The organism is Pseudomonas sp. S1_G07, assembly GCF_054668565.1.
Window position 1 is genome coordinate 2,764,952 of the sequence record NZ_CP162778.1, and the last position, 14,874, is coordinate 2,779,825.

Genomic DNA, 14,874 nt, shown 5'->3' on the forward strand with positions numbered 1-14,874 from the left:
TGGCGCTGTTCGCGAAGATTTTCTCGTTGATTAATTTCCTTTTTTTGGAATTGAAATTGCCGTGGCATGCAAGATCGGGCCAGGTCTTTTCTTCCCTCATACTCACGGCACTGTCATCGGGGCCTTCACGATTGGGAAGAATGCCGTGATCTATCAGGGAGTCACAGTCGGTGCCAAGGATCTGGATTTTACCTACGACGCTGCTCATCGACCTTGTATAGGGGACAATGTCCTTCTTGGCGCAGGCGCCAAGGTGCTCGGCGGTATCGAATTGGGTCACCGTGTAACGGTGGCAGCCAATGCCGTGCTGTTGTCGTCCGTCCCGGACAATGTAGTGGTGGGAGGAATCCCCGCCAAAATTCTCAAGTCTCGGAACGGTTAGAATGAAATATCTACTGGATGGAAAAAAGGTCTTGGTTGTCGCACCTCAGTTCTTTGGCTATGAAACGGAAATCTGCGATGAGTTGAAACGTCGTGGGGCCAAGGTGGATTTCCTGCTTGACCGGCCTTTCGCCTCACCCTTGATGAAAGCTGTCACTCGTTTACGTCGTCAGTGGGTGATCAAGGCTGCTGATCGTTACTACACACACCAGATGGAACAGATTAAATCCAGCGAATACGATTACATTTTTGTCGTGAATGGCCAGACGCTTTCCACGACCATTCTCGAGTGCTGGCAAAAAATGTTTCCCAGCGCGGTATTCGTGCTTTATATGTGGGACTCTTTTGGTAACCGTCGCTGGGTGCTGGAAAACTTAAAATACTTTCACCACGTCTTCACCTTCGATCGTAATGACGCGGCTAAGTATGGCCTTAACTTCAGAGCGCTGTTCTTCTCTCGTGGTTTTGAGGTGGTCGCTCCCGTACAGGCCGAATTTGATATCAGTTTTATCGGCACCGCCCACACTGATCGATATCAGGTTTTGAAAAAAGTTGATAAAGCACTTGGGCCATCGATCAATAAACATTGGTATTTGTTTCTTCAGGCCAAATGGGTTTATTTAACTTATAAGCTGACGAACAGAGGTTTTAAAGGAGCAAGCATTTCAGACTTTAAGTACGATCCGCTTGATAAAGGCACCGTGCAGCGAGTTTTTTTCCTCTAAAACGATATTGGATATTGAACACCCACAGCAGACGGGGTTGACGATGAGGTCGTTGGAGACGCTGGGCGCGAAGAAAAAACTGATCACGACCAACGCTGCAGTGCGCGAATACGATTTTTTTTCCGAAGAAAATATCTGTGTGATTGATCGCCGGGCACCGGCCATTCCTTCAGGTTTCTTGGCGTCAGAGTACGTGGATATCCCGGCTGAGATTTATCAGCGTTATCGCCTGGAAGGATGGCTAGACGAAATCCTGGAGGTAGTCACAGCATGAATATCTTGGTCACGGGTGCGACGGGATTTGTCGGCAACGCGTTGTGTTCACAGTTGGCCTGCGGCACAAACAAAGTGCGAGCCCTGGTTCGCGCCGACCACCATAAGTGGGAGAGCGTGGAAGTCGTTGTCGGTGAGCTCGATGATGAAGTAGCTCTTGCATCCGCTCTCATTGAAATTGACTGTGTTGTTCACTTGGCGGGACGTGCTCACCAACTGAATGACGATGCCACCGATCCCCTAGCGGCATTTCGTGCAGTCAACCGGGATACAACCTTATTGCTTGCTAAATGCGCGAAGGCAGCGGGGGTAAAAAGGTTCGTTTTTATCAGTTCGATCGGGGTCAGCGGCTCTTCCACTACCGATGTGCCTTTTTCTGAAAATGCTATACCAGCCCCTCATGCTGACTATGCGATCTCGAAGCTTGAAGCGGAAGAAGGTTTGCTGCCCTTGAGGAGCGATAATTTTGAAGTGGTCATCATCAGGCCGCCATTAGTTTATGCTGCGCATGCTCCTGGGAATTTTGCTCGCCTTTTGAAACTGGTGTCGTTGGGTATCCCAATGCCATTTGCAACACTGAAAAATCGGCGCAGCATGATTGCCCTTGAGAACTTGGTTGATTTCATCCGTTTGTGCACAATCCATCCAGCAGCGGCTAACGAGCTCTTCTTGATCAGTGACAATGTGGAGGTTTCCACTTCAGATATATTTCGCTACCTGGCCCGTGGGATGGACAAGCGCTTAATAATTTTTCCGTTTCCTTTGATCATCATGAAGTTGGGCGCCCGTTTATTACGTAGAGAGGCACTCTATATTCAGCTGTGTGGCTCACTCGTCGTGGACTGTGGAAAGGCTAAGGCTCTTCTTGGGTGGGAGCCGGTGATCTCAACCGAGCAAGCGCTTGTGAACGCAGGTAAGCTTTACAAACAGCAACGAACAGTAAAACTGTAATAGGCTATTTTAATGAACTTCTGGTTTTTGCTCATCGTTTTACTGATCTCGCTTTTACTCACGGGCCTTTTGCGCCGTTATGCGATTTCTCGCAAGTTGATTGATGTGCCGAACGCGCGCAGCTCGCATTCCATACCGACTCCGCGAGGCGGCGGAGTTGCGATTGTGGTCAGTTTTCTGGGCGCATTGTTGATTGCCTGTGTCGAGGAATGGATCGACCCCCTTGTTGCTGTCGCCCTCTTAGGTACGGGGACTTTGACTGCGTTGATCGGGTTCATGGATGATCACGGCCACATTGCCGCGCGCTGGCGCTTGCTGGGCCATTTCAGCGCTGGCGCCTGGGCCCTCTACTGGCTGGGTGGAGTACCCTCCATAAAAATACTGGGGTTCACTCTTGAGCATGGCTACATCGGTGCTGTCCTTGGTGCGTTTTATCTAGTCTGGATGCTCAACCTATATAATTTCATGGATGGGATCGACGGGTTAGCAGCCGGTGAGGTCGTTTGCGTCTGTTTGGGCGCAAGTTTGATTTATTCAGTCCTTGGTTTTGATCAATTGATATGGTCACCGTTGGTTCTATCAATGGCGTCACTGGGTTTTCTCTTCTGGAACTTTCCTCCCGCAAAGATATTCATGGGAGATGCTGGTAGTGGCTTTTTGGGGATAATCCTGGCCACGCTATCGCTACAGGCTGCATGGACCGATTCACGCTTGCTCTGGGTGTGGATTATTTTACTGGGCGTCTTTATTGTTGATGCCACGCTGACGTTATTTCGGCGTCTGATTCGCGGTGAAAAGGTGTATGAGGCTCATCGAAGCCACGCGTATCAATTCGCTTCTCGGAACTATGGCAAGCATCTGCCAGTCACAATAACGGCGTTTTTGATCAACGTTTTTTGGTTGTTGCCCATTGCATTTTGCATGATGTATTTCCAACTTGATGGGTTGGCAATGACGCTGATCGCCTACACTCCACTGGTATGGCTAGCCTTTAAGTTCAATGCCGGACAGCCAGAGCACAGGGGGTAGGCTCCGAGCAAGAACGGGCTGGTTGAGTCTGATATTTGGCCAGTTTGCCGCGATCAGGCTGGAATGTGGTGTTAATTAGCGCCTCCTCACCATTTTAAAGGATGGAATTGTCATAGAGAGCGTCTTTCGGCGTACTACCTATCTGGCGGTGAGGCGTATAGACTGTTGCATTATGCGTGCATCAGCAGGCTAGCGCTACACGTAGGTTGCAGGTTTTCATGCAGTCTAAGATACGTTTTATGATGAGAGTTTAAATTAATTAAGTGAAAAGGGCGTTGTAGATATTATGGATAAATTACGTGCCTATTTGCTGAGCCTTCCGCGTCGGCAGAAACGTATTCTGCAAGTGATCACTGATATTTTTCTGGTTTGGCTTTCATTATGGATGGCATTTGTCGTCCGGCTTGGTATTGACGAACTTGTGAATCCCGTTGTTTTGCATTCGTGGCTTTTTTTTACCGCGCCAATTATCACTATTCCTCTTTTTATTAGATTTGGTATGTATCGGGCGGTCATGCGCTATTTTGGCAATGATGCGTTGATCGCTATTATAAAAGCAGTAAGTTTGTCCGCGCTTATCCTTGGTGTGGTTGTTTTTTGGTATAGCAATCATGCGAATGTGATCCCGCGATCAATCATTTTCAACTATTGGTGGTTGAGTTTGATCATGGTGGGAGGATTACGGTTAGCCATGCGTCAATATTTCCTGGGAGACTGGTTTACCGCCGCGCAGCATGTACCTTTCACTAACAGAGATGATGGGCTGCCGAAGGTCGCGATTTATGGGGCCGGGGCAGCAGGCAACCAGTTGGTAGCGGCACTGCGTATGGGCCGAGTTATGCGACCGGTGGCCTTCATCGACGACGACAGCGGTATCGCAGATAGGGTCATTGCAGGATTGCAGGTGTATAAACCTAAGCACATCCAGCGAATGATCGATGTGACAGGGGCTCAAGAGATACTCTTAGCGATCCCTTCCTCGAACCGTGGCCGACGTCGGGAGATTCTTGGGCTTCTGGAGGGTTTCCCCCTGCACGTGCGCAGTGTTCCTGGATTTATGGACTTGGCGAGTGGGCGGGTCAAGGTTGATGATATTCAGGAGGTCGATATCGCTGATCTCCTCGGGCGTGACTCTGTACCCGCGCAAGGCGAATTGCTCGAACACTGCATCAAAGGGCAAAGCGTTTTAGTTACCGGAGCCGGAGGATCGATTGGTTCTGAGCTTTGCCGGCAAATAGTTTCCCTGCAGCCGACTACGCTGCTGTTGTTCGAGCATAGCGAATTCAATCTATACAGCATTCTTTCAGAACTTGAACAACGAGTGAGCCGTGAGTCGTTGTCGATCCGGATTCTGCCTATTTTAGGCTCTGTTCGTGATCCTTCCAAATTGCTGGACGTCATGAAGACCTGGCATGTGAACACTGTTTATCATGCTGCTGCCTACAAGCATGTGCCTATGGTTGAACACAATATCGCCGAAGGTGTATTGAACAACGTGATCGGTACGCTCAATACTGCCCAAGCGGCGCTTCAGGCGGGTGTGAGCAACTTTGTGCTTATTTCCACGGATAAGGCAGTGCGTCCTACTAATGTAATGGGCAGTACCAAGCGTCTGGCTGAGTTGACATTGCAAGCGTTGAGTCGTGAGCTGGCGCCGGTACTGTTTGGCGATAAGTCGAATGTCTCAAGGGTTAACAAAACACGTTTTACAATGGTCCGATTTGGCAACGTACTGGGATCGTCCGGCTCAGTGATCCCGCTATTCCACAAGCAGATCAAGTCCGGTGGACCGCTGACGGTTACCCACCCCAAAATAACCCGCTACTTCATGACCATCCCCGAAGCCGCACAGCTAGTCATCCAAGCCGGATCCATGGGCCTGGGCGGCGACGTGTTCGTGTTGGACATGGGCGAGCCGGTAAAGATCGTGGAATTGGCTGAGAAGATGATTCACCTGTCGGGGCTGAGTGTGCGCTCTGATAAGAACCCCCACGGCGATATAGCCATCGAGTTCACGGGTCTACGTCCTGGCGAAAAACTGTACGAAGAGTTACTCATTGGCGATAACGTCGTTGCCACTCAGCACCCGATGATTATGAGTGCGAATGAAGACCACCTGTCTTGGGAAACCCTCAAAGCCAAACTGACAGAGTTGTTGGCTGCGGTAGATGAGGACGACTACACCCGAGTCCGCCAGCTCCTGCGCGACACCGTCAGCGGTTACTCCCCGGATGGCGAAATAGTCGACTGGATCTACCAGCAACGCCGCCTGGAGCCATGATTTAACACTCTGTAACTCAAGCGTTTTTGACGAATGCCCAACATCACCTAACTTTGAAAAGCAGCTTCGGAAAGCTGCTTTTCTTCTACCGATGTCATGGAGCGTCACCAATGCAAAACACCTACCTTACCTCCCTAATCTTCGCCTTCCTCACCACTCTCTCCGTCACCACCACCGCAGCCCCGTCCATCAAACCCGAAGCCCCGGCCCCGATCGCTGCGCAGATGGCCAAGGTCGAACAATCCGCCAAGGTCAACCTGAACGCCGCTGACGCCGAGACCCTGCGTCGGGATCTGTTCGGGATCGGTGCTGCGAAGGCCAGGGCGATTATCGCCTACCGCGAAAGCAATGGTCCGTTTACGGCTGTAGATGAACTGTTGGAAGTGAAGGGCATCGGCAAGGCGTTGCTGGAGAAGAATCGCGATAGGTTGGCCATCAACTAAGCCACGCGAGAGGCCGGTCATTGACCGGCCTTTTATCATTCAGGGCTCTGCGTCTTCAGGCTTTGGCGCACCTTATCCAGGATCCGCGCCGCCAATTGTGGGTCTTCGACACTTCTGGCCAGGACCAGTGCGCCGACCAGTGTCGACATCATGACCACACTCTCCGCATCACCTCGCCCATCCCCCAACGCCGTTTCGATTTGCTTGAGTCTTGCGCCGAGTACTTCGTCTGTCGTCGCGCTGGGCTGGCCTCTCAGGCCCAGTTCGGAGGACATGGTGGGCAGTGGGCATCCTTGGTCCGGAGAGGTCAGGTGCCATTCCGAGAGGTAGCTATCGATAAACGCGTCCAGGGGCCGTTCCTGGCTGAACAGCATTTCACAATGTGCGTCCAGTTCTGTTGCCGCGGCCTGCAGGGCGGTTTCTACCAGTTCGTCCTTGGACTTGAAGTGTGCGTAAAACCCGCCGTGGGTCAGGTCCAGTGCTTTCATCAAAGGCTGTAAGCCTGTGGCGCCGATGCCGTCGCGGCGGAAGCGCGCGGAGGCTTCCTTGATGATGCGTTGGCGAGTCTGAGCTTTATGGTGCTGTGAGTAGCGCATAGGGCGGCCTCGGTGGCAGGCGGGCAGTTTAACCAACTTGGGCCTTTTTACCTATGTGCGGGCATTGGCATGAAAAGTGATTACACCTGAGTAAGAGATTGTTCAACAATCATGAGGTGTTCATGACGCTCAGTTTGTCTTTAGCCGACCAGATCGCTTTGGAGTTGCGCGCCGATATCATCGGCGGTCGGCTGTTGCCGGGGATGGCATTGGTCGAGGCGGATCTGGTCAAGGCCTACAACGCGTCGCGCAATACGATCCGCGAAGCGTTGCACCGTTTGGGGCAGGAAGGGCTGGCCCGTTATGTGCGCAACAAGGGCGTGATGGTCCGCCGCTTGGAGCGAGACGAGGTGCGTGATTTGTTTGTGGTCCGTCGCACGCTGGAGTTGCAGGCCATTGCCCAGAGCAGCCCGCTCAGCAAGGACCAATCCGAGCGCATGCAAAACGCGATCGACGCCACCACCTTGGCGCGGGAGCGTGAAGACTGGCGCGCCGTGGCCACTCACAGCCTGGTATTTCACCAACAGATTGTCGGGCTGATGCGCAGCCCTTTGCTCGATGAGTTTTTCGCCCAGGTCATCGCCCAGTTGCGCCTGGTGTTTTGCGCGGCGCCCGATGAACAACGTTTCCAGTCGCCGTGGTTGGAGCGTGATCGGCAGATTTACCAACTCTTGATCCAGCAGGATAAACCGGCAGCAGGGGAGGCGATGAGCGTGTACCTGGATGATTCGGAGCGTCTGTCGTTGGCCCTGTTTACCCACCCCTGAGTGAGGATTCGCATCATGTACAAAGACTATCCGGCCGCTTATCAGGTCAGCAAAGGTTCGGCGTTGCAGGTCGACACGGCGTTTTATGAGCGTATTCGTGAGCGCAAGGATCAACGCACCTTGATTGAGCAGTTCGAAGTGCCGATCCGCACGGGCAGGGCGTGGAAAGTGCCGGCCGGGCATGTGTTCCGTGTGACCACGCCGGTGGGGCCGCAAGTGGGGGACTTCAACGTATGGAACGCCAACGACCCGCGCGAACGCCTGTGGGCGGCGCGCACGCGGCAGTTACAAGGCGCCCATGTCAGCACCCATGACCGCCTGTGGTCGAACCTGCCCTTTCTAAGGCCTCTGGTGACGATCACCGATGACAGCCTGGCCAGCTACGGCATCGATGAGCACGGCGGGCGCCTCCATGATTTGCTCGGCACGCGCTGCGATCCGTATGTGAACCGCATGCTCACTGGTGAAGATTTCCATCACCACTGTCACTCAAACCTGACCCGCGCGGTGCTGCCCCATGGGCTGACGGAGTTCGACGTGCATGACGTGCTGAATATTTTCCAGTGCACGGGCCTCAATCACGACGACATGTACTTCATGAAAGCCTGCCCGGCGCAGAAGGGCGACTACCTGGAGTTTTTTGCCGAGATTGATTTGTTGTGCGCGCTGTCGACGTGCCCGGGTGGGGATCTGTCGTTGCCGATGTGGGGGCCGGATGCACAGGACCCGCTGACGGTATGCCGCCCGCTGGGGGTTGAGATCTATACGTTGGAGGATGAGCTGCTGAAGGGTTGGAGCCAGCCCGAACGTGCTGCCTACAAGGGGCAGCACGGGTTGCATATTGCCAAGGCGGCGTGGGAGTGAACACCTAGCGGTCCTGCGCATCCTTGGCATCTGCCTGGGCGTTGCGCTCGGCCACGCGCTTGCGTTGTTCGTCGGTCAGTTCCACCTTGTTGGCGCTGTCACGCAGCATCATCAGGCCACCGACGATCGACCCGATTGCGACCACTAAAATCAACCATGCATACCACGGCATAACGCTCTCCTTGAGGCAGATTGCCGTGGGAGAACTTTCCCACGGTAATAACTGCTTTGAGTAACAGGCTTTCTCAGGAGTTCATTGTAGGCCTGTTCTGCCTCGTCAACCTTAGAGCCCGGTCAACATCGCGTCTGCCGGTGCGTCGGCGCGGTCCTGCGCGGTCATCTGGAAGTAGATGAAACCGACCACCATGAAGCCGAGGAAGATCAGGCCGATCAGCGTGTTGAACCAGGCCATGGCCACCAGGCACACCACCGCCAGCACCAAGGCAATGCCCGGGACCAGCGGGTAACCCGGTGCACGAAAGGTGCGCTCCAGCAGCGGTTCGGTCTTACGCAGCTTGAACAGGCTGAGCATGCTCATGATGTACATGACGATGGCGCCGAACACGGCCATGGTGATCATCGCTGCGGTCAGTGTCATGCCACCCAGGTTGATCAGGCCGTCGCTGTAGATCGCTGCGATACCGACCACGCCCCCGGCGATGATGGCGCGGTGCGGTGTCTGAAAACGCGACAATTTGGCGAGGAACGATGGCAGGTAGCCGGCGCGTGCCAGGGCGAAGAACTGGCGCGAGTAACCGAGGATGATGCCGTGGAAACTCGCCACCAGGCCGAACAGGCCGATCCACACCAGCATGTGCAACCAGCCGGAGCTGTCGCCCACCACGGTTTTCATCGCTTGCGGCAGAGGGTCGTTGATGTTCGACAGGGTGCGCCAGTCGCCCACGCCGCCGGCGAAGAACATCACGCCCATGGCGAGGATCACCAGGGTCAGGATGCCGCTGATGTAGGCTTTTGGAATGGTGCGCTTCGGATCTTTCGCTTCTTCAGCCGCCATGGCGGCGCCTTCGATCGCCAGGAAGAACCAGATCGCAAACGGAATCGCCGCAAACATCCCGGCAATTGCCGGCGCGCCAAAGGTATCGGAGCCGGCCCAGCCATTCAGGGCGAAGTTGCTGAAGCTGAAGGCCGGTGCGACCACCCCCATGAACACCAACAGTTCGGCGACGGCGAGCACGCACACCACCAACTCGAAGGTGGCGGCAAGCTTCACGCCGAGGATGTTCAGGCCCATGAACACGATATAGGCGCCGACGGCCGCGTGTTTCGGGTCGAGTGCCGGGAACTGCACATTCAGGTAAGCACCGATGGCCAATGCAATGGCGGGCGGTGCAAAGACAAATTCGATCAACGTGGCCAGCCCGGCGATCAATCCACCTTTTTCGCCGAAGGCCCGACGGCTGTAGGCAAACGGCCCGCCGGCATGAGGAATCGCGGTAGTCAGTTCGGTGAAGCTGAAGATAAAACAGGTGTACATCGCGGCGACCATCAACGACGTCACCAGAAAGCCCAAGGTCCCGGCCACGCCCCAGCCATAGCTCCAGCCGAAGTATTCCCCGGAAATCACCAGCCCGACGGCAATGCCCCATAAATGCAGGGTGCCCAAGGTGGGTTTGAGTTGTGTGTTCATCGTGCTGCGCTCCCTGAACGGTTTGGAATGATTCAAGGTGTTGCAGCGGCCATGCCAGCCTGAGAATCGTTGTCGTAAAGGCGCGCAACTGTCGCGTGGGGGATGGTTTGGCGTTTGAAATTTCACGACATTGCACCAGGCAGGTGCAGGGGCGCCGGATCTGCCGCCATCGCGGGCAAGCCCGGCTCCTACAGGTCACCTCACTTCACTGCGGGAGCCGGGCTTGCCCGCGATGAGGCCATTCCAGGCGCTACAAATCTCCCTGTAAACCGCGCATAAACCCACTCTTTACGCCGTCTTTACGCCTCACCCACCCCCTCGCTCTCGTTCCTTTACGCCACTCCTGCCGACAATTGCCTTACACGCGGCACTCGCCGCAAAACGGAGAGACTTCCATGAGTGTTCTGGACGGGGTGTCACTGCTATTGGCCGTGGCGCTGTTCATTTATCTGCTGGTTGCGCTGTTACGCGCGGATCGGAACTAGGAGCAGGCTATGCACAGTTATGACTATTGGCTGATCATCGCCTTCTTTGCCGTGGTATTGGTGCCAGCGCCGTTCCTGGGGCGGTTCTACTACAAGGTGATGGAAGGCCAGCGCACCTGGTTGACGCCGGTGCTGGGGCCGGTGGAAAACGCCTGCTATCGCCTCTCGGGCGTGGACGCGCAGCAGGAGCAAAGCTGGCAGAAATACCTGCTGGCGCTGCTCGCGTTCAACCTTGCAGGCTTCTTGCTGTTGTTCTCGATCCTGTTATTCCAGGGCTCCCTCCCGCTGAACCCGCAGAAATTGCCGGGCCAGGAATGGACCCTGGCATTCAACACCGCCGTCAGTTTCATGACCAACACCAACTGGCAGAACTACAGTGGCGAGGCCTCTCTGAGCTATCTCAGCCAGATGGCTGGCCTCACTGTGCAGAACTTCGTCAGTGCGGCCACCGGTCTCGCAGTCCTCGTCGCGTTGTGCCGTGGGATCGGTCGCAAATCCACCAACACCTTGGGTAATTTCTGGGTCGACATGACCCGCGCCACGCTCTACGGCCTGTTGCCGTTGTGCCTGGTGCTGGCACTGTTCCTGGTGTGGCAGGGCGTGCCGCAAACCTTCGCCCATTATGTGGATGCCGTGACGATGCAGGGCGTGGATCAAGTGATCCCGCTCGGCCCGGCGGCCAGCCAGATTGCGATCAAGCAACTGGGCACCAACGGCGGTGGTTTCTTCGGCGTCAACTCGGCGCATCCGTTTGAAGACCCGACTGCCTGGGCCAACCTGTTCGAACTGGCGTCGATCATCCTGATCCCGGTGGCGCTGGTGTTCACCTTTGGTCACTACGTCAAAGACCTGCGTCAGAGCCGCGCGATCCTCGGTTGTATGCTGGCGCTCTTCCTGATCGGCGGCGCGACCTCGCTGTGGGCGGAATACCAGCCCAACCCAACCCTGCACAACCCGGCCGTGGAACAGACTGCGCCGCTGGAAGGTAAAGAGTCGCGCTTCGGTACTACCGGCACCGTGCTGTGGTCGGTGGCCACCACGGCGGCATCCAACGGTTCGGTGAACGGCATGCAGGACAGCCTCAACCCCCTCAGTGGAATGGTGGCCTTGGTCAACATGATGGTCGGCGAAGTGATCTTCGGCGGCGTCGGCGCCGGTATGTACGGCATGTTGCTCAACGTGTTGATCGCCGTGTTCCTGGCCGGCCTGATGATCGGTCGCACGCCGGAATACCTGGGCAAGAAACTCCAGGCCAAGGAAGTGCAGTTGCTGGTGGTGACCCTGCTGGTGATGCCGGTAGCCGTGCTCGTGCTTGGCGCCATCGCCGCCAGCCTGCCGGGCCCGGCCGGTGCCATCAGCAACCCCGGCCCTCATGGTTTCAGCCAGTTGCTGTATGCCTACACCTCGGCCGGTGCCAACAACGGCTCGGCATTCGGTGGCTTCAGCGCCAATACGCCGTTCCATAACCTGATGCTGGGCCTGGGCATGTTGATCGGCCGCTTTGGCTACATCCTCCCGGTACTGGCCCTGGCCGGCAGCCTGGCGATGAAAAAGACCGCACCCATTGGCCAGAACAGCTTCCCCACCCATGGCCCGTTGTTCGTGACCCTGTTGACCGTGACCATTTTGCTGGTGGGCGGCCTGACTTTCCTGCCAACGCTGGCGCTGGGCCCCATTGCTGAACACTTGAGCATGGGCTTCTAAGAGGCGATATGAACATGAATATGCCTGCAAAAAATGCGGCCCCGGTCAAAACCCAGGAGCCCGCCAAAACCGCCATCTCGGCTTTGTGGCGCCCTGCGCTGGTCCAGGCGTTCGTCAAGCTGGACCCTCGTCAACTGCAACGCTCGCCGGTGATGCTGGTGGTCGAACTGACCGCGATCCTCACCACTGTGCTCTGCTTCGTGCCCGACACCACCGTGCCCACGTTTGTCGCGGTGCAAATCGCCGTGTGGCTTTGGTTCACCGTGCTGTTCGCCAACTTCGCCGAAGCCTTGGCCGAAGGGCGTGGCAAGGCCCGTGCTGACAGCCTCAAGGCCGGCAGCGAAGGCCTTAGCGCACGGCGTAAGGAGGCCGACGGCAGCTTCAAGGTCGTACCGGCCACCAGCCTGCGCAAAGGTGATGTGGTGCGCGTCGCCGCTGGGGAGATGATTCCGGGTGATGGCGAAGTCATCGAAGGTATCGCGGCGGTCAACGAAGCGGCAATTACCGGCGAATCCGCGCCGGTGATCCGCGAGTCCGGCGGCGACCGTTCGGCGGTCACCGGCAACACCCGGCTGGTCTCCGACTGGCTGTTGGTCCGCATCACCGCCAACCCCGGTGAGTCGACACTGGACCGTATGATCGCATTGGTGGAGGGCGCCAAACGCCAGAAAACCCCCAACGAAGTCGCGCTGGATATCCTGCTGATCGGCCTGACGCTGATCTTCCTGCTGGTGGTGGTGACCCTGCAGCCGTTCGCCCACTTCGCTAACGGCAGCTTGCCCCTGGTGTTCCTGGTCGCACTGCTGGTGACGCTGATTCCTACCACCATCGGCGGTTTGCTGTCGGCCATCGGCATCGCGGGCATGGACCGCCTGGTACGCCTCAACGTGATCGCCAAATCCGGCCGCGCCGTGGAAGCGGCGGGGGATGTGCATGTGCTGCTGCTGGACAAGACCGGCACCATCACCTTTGGTAACCGTCGCTGTGCGGCGGTGGTTGCGGCGCCTGGCGTCAGTGGTCGCGAGGTCGCCGAAGGCGCGCTGTTGGCGTCGCTGGCGGACGATACGGCGGAAGGCAAATCCATCGTTGAATACCTGCGCGCTCTGCACCCGCAGGCCGAGCCGGCCCTGGACGCGCTGACCGCTGTGCCATTTACCGCCGAAACCCGCTTGTCCGGTGTCGACTACCAGGGCCGTGTGTTCCGCAAAGGCGCCGTCGATTCGCTGCTGGCGTTTATCGGCCAGCCACGCGGCGACCTGCCGCCGGCACTCTCGCGGGAAGTCGACAAGATCGCCCAAAGCGGCGGCACGCCGTTGCTGGTCTGCGCCGATGGCAAATTGCTCGGTGCGATTCATTTGAAGGACGTGGTCAAGCCCGGTATCCGTGAACGGTTCGCCGAGTTACGCAAGCTGGGCATTCGGACCGTGATGGTCACCGGCGACAACCCGCTGACCGCCGCTGCGATTGCCGCCGAAGCGGGCGTGGATGACGTACTGGCCGAAGCCACCCCGGAGAAAAAACTCGCACGCATTCGCCATGAACAGAACGACGGCCGCCTGGTGGCGATGTGCGGCGACGGTGCCAACGATGCACCGGCGCTGGCCCAGGCGGATGTCGGCATGGCGATGAACGACGGCACCCAGGCCGCGCGCGAAGCGGCCAACATGGTCGACCTCGACAGCGACCCCACCAAGCTGCTGGACGTGGTGCAGATCGGCAAGGAATTGCTGGTGACCCGTGGCGCGTTGACCACCTTTTCCATCGCCAACGACGTGGCCAAGTACTTCGCGATTTTGCCGGCGCTGTTTGCCTCGATCTACCCGCAACTGGGCGTGCTCAACGTGATGCACCTGCAGAGCCCGCAAAGCGCGATCCTCTCGGCCATTGTGTTCAACGCACTGATCATCGTGGTGTTGATCCCGCTGGCGCTGCGTGGTGTGCGCGTGCAGGCGGCGAGTGCGGCGGCGTTGCTGCGGCGCAACCTGCTGATCTACGGCGTGGGCGGAATTCTGGTGCCGTTCGTGGGCATCAAGGCGATCGACATGCTGCTGACCGCGCTGCACCTGGTGTAAACCCACTGAGTTGAGGAATCTGAAATGTCCAACATCATCCGCCCCGCCCTGAGCCTGCTGGTGCTCATGACGCTGATCACCGGCGTCGCCTACCCATTGGTCGTCACCGGTGTCGCCCAGGTCGCGTTCCCGGACCAGGCCAATGGCAGCCTGGTGCGCGATGCCAGTGGCAAGGTGCGCGGCTCCAGCCTGATCGCCCAGGATTTTACCGGCGACAGCTGGTTCCACCCGCGTCCTTCCGCCGGCGCTTTCGCGACGGTTTCCAGCAGCGCCAGCAACCTTGGCCCAAGCAACCCGGCATTGGCCACCCGCGTGTTCGATGACGCCAATAAACAGTGGGTACCGAGCCAGGGCCCAGTGCCTTTGGCATTGCTGACTACCTCCGGCAGCGGCCTTGATCCACACTTGCCACCCGAGGCGATTGCCTATCAACTGGCGCGTGTGGCGGCGGCGCGGAATGTGCCGGTGCCCACCTTGCAGCGGTTGCTCGATGAACATATCGAAAGCCCGCTGGTGGGCCCGCCGGTGGTGAATGTGCTGGCGCTGAACATGGCCCTGGAAAAGCTGTAACGCTTGATATCGCTATCGCGGGCGAACCCGGTTCCCACAGGGGAATGCGCTCACCTGTGGGAGCCGCGCTTGCCCGCGAGAGCGC

At 57.1% G+C, this 14,874-nt stretch carries 16 protein-coding genes; 13 read left to right on the forward strand and 3 right to left on the reverse strand.

Features of this window, described 5'->3' with window-relative positions:
- Positions 1–61 precede the first annotated feature (61 nt).
- The 7 genes from AB4O05_RS12705 (at position 62) to AB4O05_RS12735 (ending at position 6,083) form a co-directional block, all read left to right on the forward strand.
- Entirely contained in the window at positions 62–382 is a 321-nt protein-coding gene (locus tag AB4O05_RS12705; protein ID WP_460164885.1) for a serine O-acetyltransferase, read from the forward strand.
- Position 383: 1 nt separating this feature from the next.
- A complete protein-coding gene (locus AB4O05_RS12710; RefSeq protein WP_460164886.1) occupies positions 384–1,106 on the forward strand; it encodes a CgeB family protein in 723 nt (240 codons plus the stop codon).
- Positions 1,107–1,113: 7 nt separating this feature from the next.
- Positions 1,114–1,380, forward strand: a complete 267-nt coding sequence (locus AB4O05_RS12715) for a hypothetical protein (protein ID WP_460164887.1) — start codon at positions 1,114–1,116, stop codon at positions 1,378–1,380.
- Entirely contained in the window at positions 1,377–2,330 is a 954-nt protein-coding gene (locus AB4O05_RS12720) for an NAD-dependent epimerase/dehydratase family protein (RefSeq protein WP_460137206.1), read from the forward strand. The genes AB4O05_RS12715 and AB4O05_RS12720 overlap by 4 nt, the downstream gene beginning before the upstream one ends.
- A gap of 12 nt (positions 2,331–2,342) precedes the next feature.
- Complete coding sequence (locus AB4O05_RS12725) at positions 2,343–3,359, forward strand: MraY family glycosyltransferase (RefSeq protein WP_460137205.1); 1,017 nt, start codon at positions 2,343–2,345, stop codon at positions 3,357–3,359.
- A gap of 283 nt (positions 3,360–3,642) precedes the next feature.
- The gene (locus tag AB4O05_RS12730) at positions 3,643–5,640 is read left to right on the forward strand and encodes a polysaccharide biosynthesis protein (protein ID WP_460137599.1); all 1,998 of its coding nucleotides are present in this window, start codon (positions 3,643–3,645) and stop codon (positions 5,638–5,640) included.
- Between the two features lie 110 nt (positions 5,641–5,750).
- Positions 5,751–6,083: a ComEA family DNA-binding protein gene (locus AB4O05_RS12735; protein WP_460137204.1), complete on the forward strand. Its 333-nt coding sequence runs from the start codon at positions 5,751–5,753 to the stop codon at positions 6,081–6,083.
- 35 nt (positions 6,084–6,118) lie between these two features.
- Here the strand turns inward: AB4O05_RS12735 and AB4O05_RS12740 are convergent, their stop codons facing one another.
- Complete coding sequence (locus tag AB4O05_RS12740; RefSeq protein WP_460137203.1) at positions 6,119–6,679, reverse strand: TetR/AcrR family transcriptional regulator; 561 nt, start codon at positions 6,677–6,679, stop codon at positions 6,119–6,121.
- Between the two features lie 122 nt (positions 6,680–6,801).
- Between AB4O05_RS12740 and AB4O05_RS12745 the strand changes: the two genes are divergently transcribed.
- The gene (locus AB4O05_RS12745; protein WP_460137202.1) at positions 6,802–7,446 is read left to right on the forward strand and encodes a GntR family transcriptional regulator; all 645 of its coding nucleotides are present in this window, start codon (positions 6,802–6,804) and stop codon (positions 7,444–7,446) included.
- A 15-nt stretch (positions 7,447–7,461) separates the two neighbouring features.
- Positions 7,462–8,310: an urea carboxylase-associated family protein gene (locus tag AB4O05_RS12750; RefSeq protein ID WP_460137201.1), complete on the forward strand. Its 849-nt coding sequence runs from the start codon at positions 7,462–7,464 to the stop codon at positions 8,308–8,310.
- A 4-nt stretch (positions 8,311–8,314) separates the two neighbouring features.
- Here AB4O05_RS12750 and AB4O05_RS12755 read toward each other — a convergent pair whose 3' ends face one another.
- Both AB4O05_RS12755 and eat read right to left on the reverse strand, forming a co-directional pair.
- On the reverse strand, positions 8,315–8,482 hold the full coding sequence (locus AB4O05_RS12755) for a DUF2897 family protein (protein WP_012722955.1): 168 nt from the start codon (positions 8,480–8,482) through the stop codon (positions 8,315–8,317).
- Positions 8,483–8,593: 111 nt separating this feature from the next.
- Positions 8,594–9,958 carry an ethanolamine permease gene (gene eat, locus AB4O05_RS12760; RefSeq protein WP_460137200.1) on the reverse strand — a complete coding sequence of 455 codons (1,365 nt, stop codon included), beginning with the start codon at positions 9,956–9,958 and terminating at the stop codon, positions 8,594–8,596.
- 395 nt (positions 9,959–10,353) lie between these two features.
- Between eat and kdpF the strand changes: the two genes are divergently transcribed.
- Genes kdpF through kdpC form a run of 4 tightly spaced genes read left to right on the forward strand, consistent with a single transcriptional unit; the run spans position 10,354 to position 14,789 of the window.
- Positions 10,354–10,443, forward strand: a complete 90-nt coding sequence (kdpF, locus tag AB4O05_RS12765; RefSeq protein WP_003218754.1) for a K(+)-transporting ATPase subunit F — start codon at positions 10,354–10,356, stop codon at positions 10,441–10,443.
- Positions 10,444–10,452: 9 nt separating this feature from the next.
- Positions 10,453–12,147, forward strand: coding sequence for a potassium-transporting ATPase subunit KdpA (gene kdpA, locus AB4O05_RS12770; RefSeq protein ID WP_460137199.1), 1,695 nt, complete (start codon positions 10,453–10,455; stop codon positions 12,145–12,147).
- Positions 12,148–12,155: 8 nt separating this feature from the next.
- Entirely contained in the window at positions 12,156–14,219 is a 2,064-nt protein-coding gene (gene kdpB, locus AB4O05_RS12775; RefSeq protein WP_460137198.1) for a potassium-transporting ATPase subunit KdpB, read from the forward strand.
- A gap of 24 nt (positions 14,220–14,243) precedes the next feature.
- Positions 14,244–14,789 carry a potassium-transporting ATPase subunit KdpC gene (gene kdpC / locus AB4O05_RS12780; protein ID WP_460137197.1) on the forward strand — a complete coding sequence of 182 codons (546 nt, stop codon included), beginning with the start codon at positions 14,244–14,246 and terminating at the stop codon, positions 14,787–14,789.
- Positions 14,790–14,874 lie beyond the last annotated feature (85 nt).

What these genes read in the sequence shown, in the direction of transcription:
- AB4O05_RS12710 (WP_460164886.1), top strand. Translation starts at nt 384, where the DNA reads ATGAAATATCTACTGGATGGAAAAAAGGTCTTGGTTGTCGCACCTCAG.
- AB4O05_RS12735 (WP_460137204.1), top strand. Translation starts at nt 5,751, where the DNA reads ATGCAAAACACCTACCTTACCTCCCTAATCTTCGCCTTCCTCACCACT.
- kdpB (WP_460137198.1), top strand. Translation starts at nt 12,156, where the DNA reads ATGAACATGAATATGCCTGCAAAAAATGCGGCCCCGGTCAAAACCCAG.
- AB4O05_RS12755 (WP_012722955.1), bottom strand. Translation starts at nt 8,482, where the DNA reads ATGCCGTGGTATGCATGGTTGATTTTAGTGGTCGCAATCGGGTCGATC.
- kdpA (WP_460137199.1), top strand. Translation starts at nt 10,453, where the DNA reads ATGCACAGTTATGACTATTGGCTGATCATCGCCTTCTTTGCCGTGGTA.
- kdpC (WP_460137197.1), top strand. Translation starts at nt 14,244, where the DNA reads ATGTCCAACATCATCCGCCCCGCCCTGAGCCTGCTGGTGCTCATGACG.
- AB4O05_RS12720 (WP_460137206.1), top strand. Translation starts at nt 1,377, where the DNA reads ATGAATATCTTGGTCACGGGTGCGACGGGATTTGTCGGCAACGCGTTG.
- AB4O05_RS12745 (WP_460137202.1), top strand. Translation starts at nt 6,802, where the DNA reads ATGACGCTCAGTTTGTCTTTAGCCGACCAGATCGCTTTGGAGTTGCGC.
- kdpF (WP_003218754.1), top strand. Translation starts at nt 10,354, where the DNA reads ATGAGTGTTCTGGACGGGGTGTCACTGCTATTGGCCGTGGCGCTGTTC.
- eat (WP_460137200.1), bottom strand. Translation starts at nt 9,958, where the DNA reads ATGAACACACAACTCAAACCCACCTTGGGCACCCTGCATTTATGGGGC.
- AB4O05_RS12740 (WP_460137203.1), bottom strand. Translation starts at nt 6,679, where the DNA reads ATGCGCTACTCACAGCACCATAAAGCTCAGACTCGCCAACGCATCATC.
- AB4O05_RS12725 (WP_460137205.1), top strand. Translation starts at nt 2,343, where the DNA reads ATGAACTTCTGGTTTTTGCTCATCGTTTTACTGATCTCGCTTTTACTC.
- AB4O05_RS12750 (WP_460137201.1), top strand. Translation starts at nt 7,462, where the DNA reads ATGTACAAAGACTATCCGGCCGCTTATCAGGTCAGCAAAGGTTCGGCG.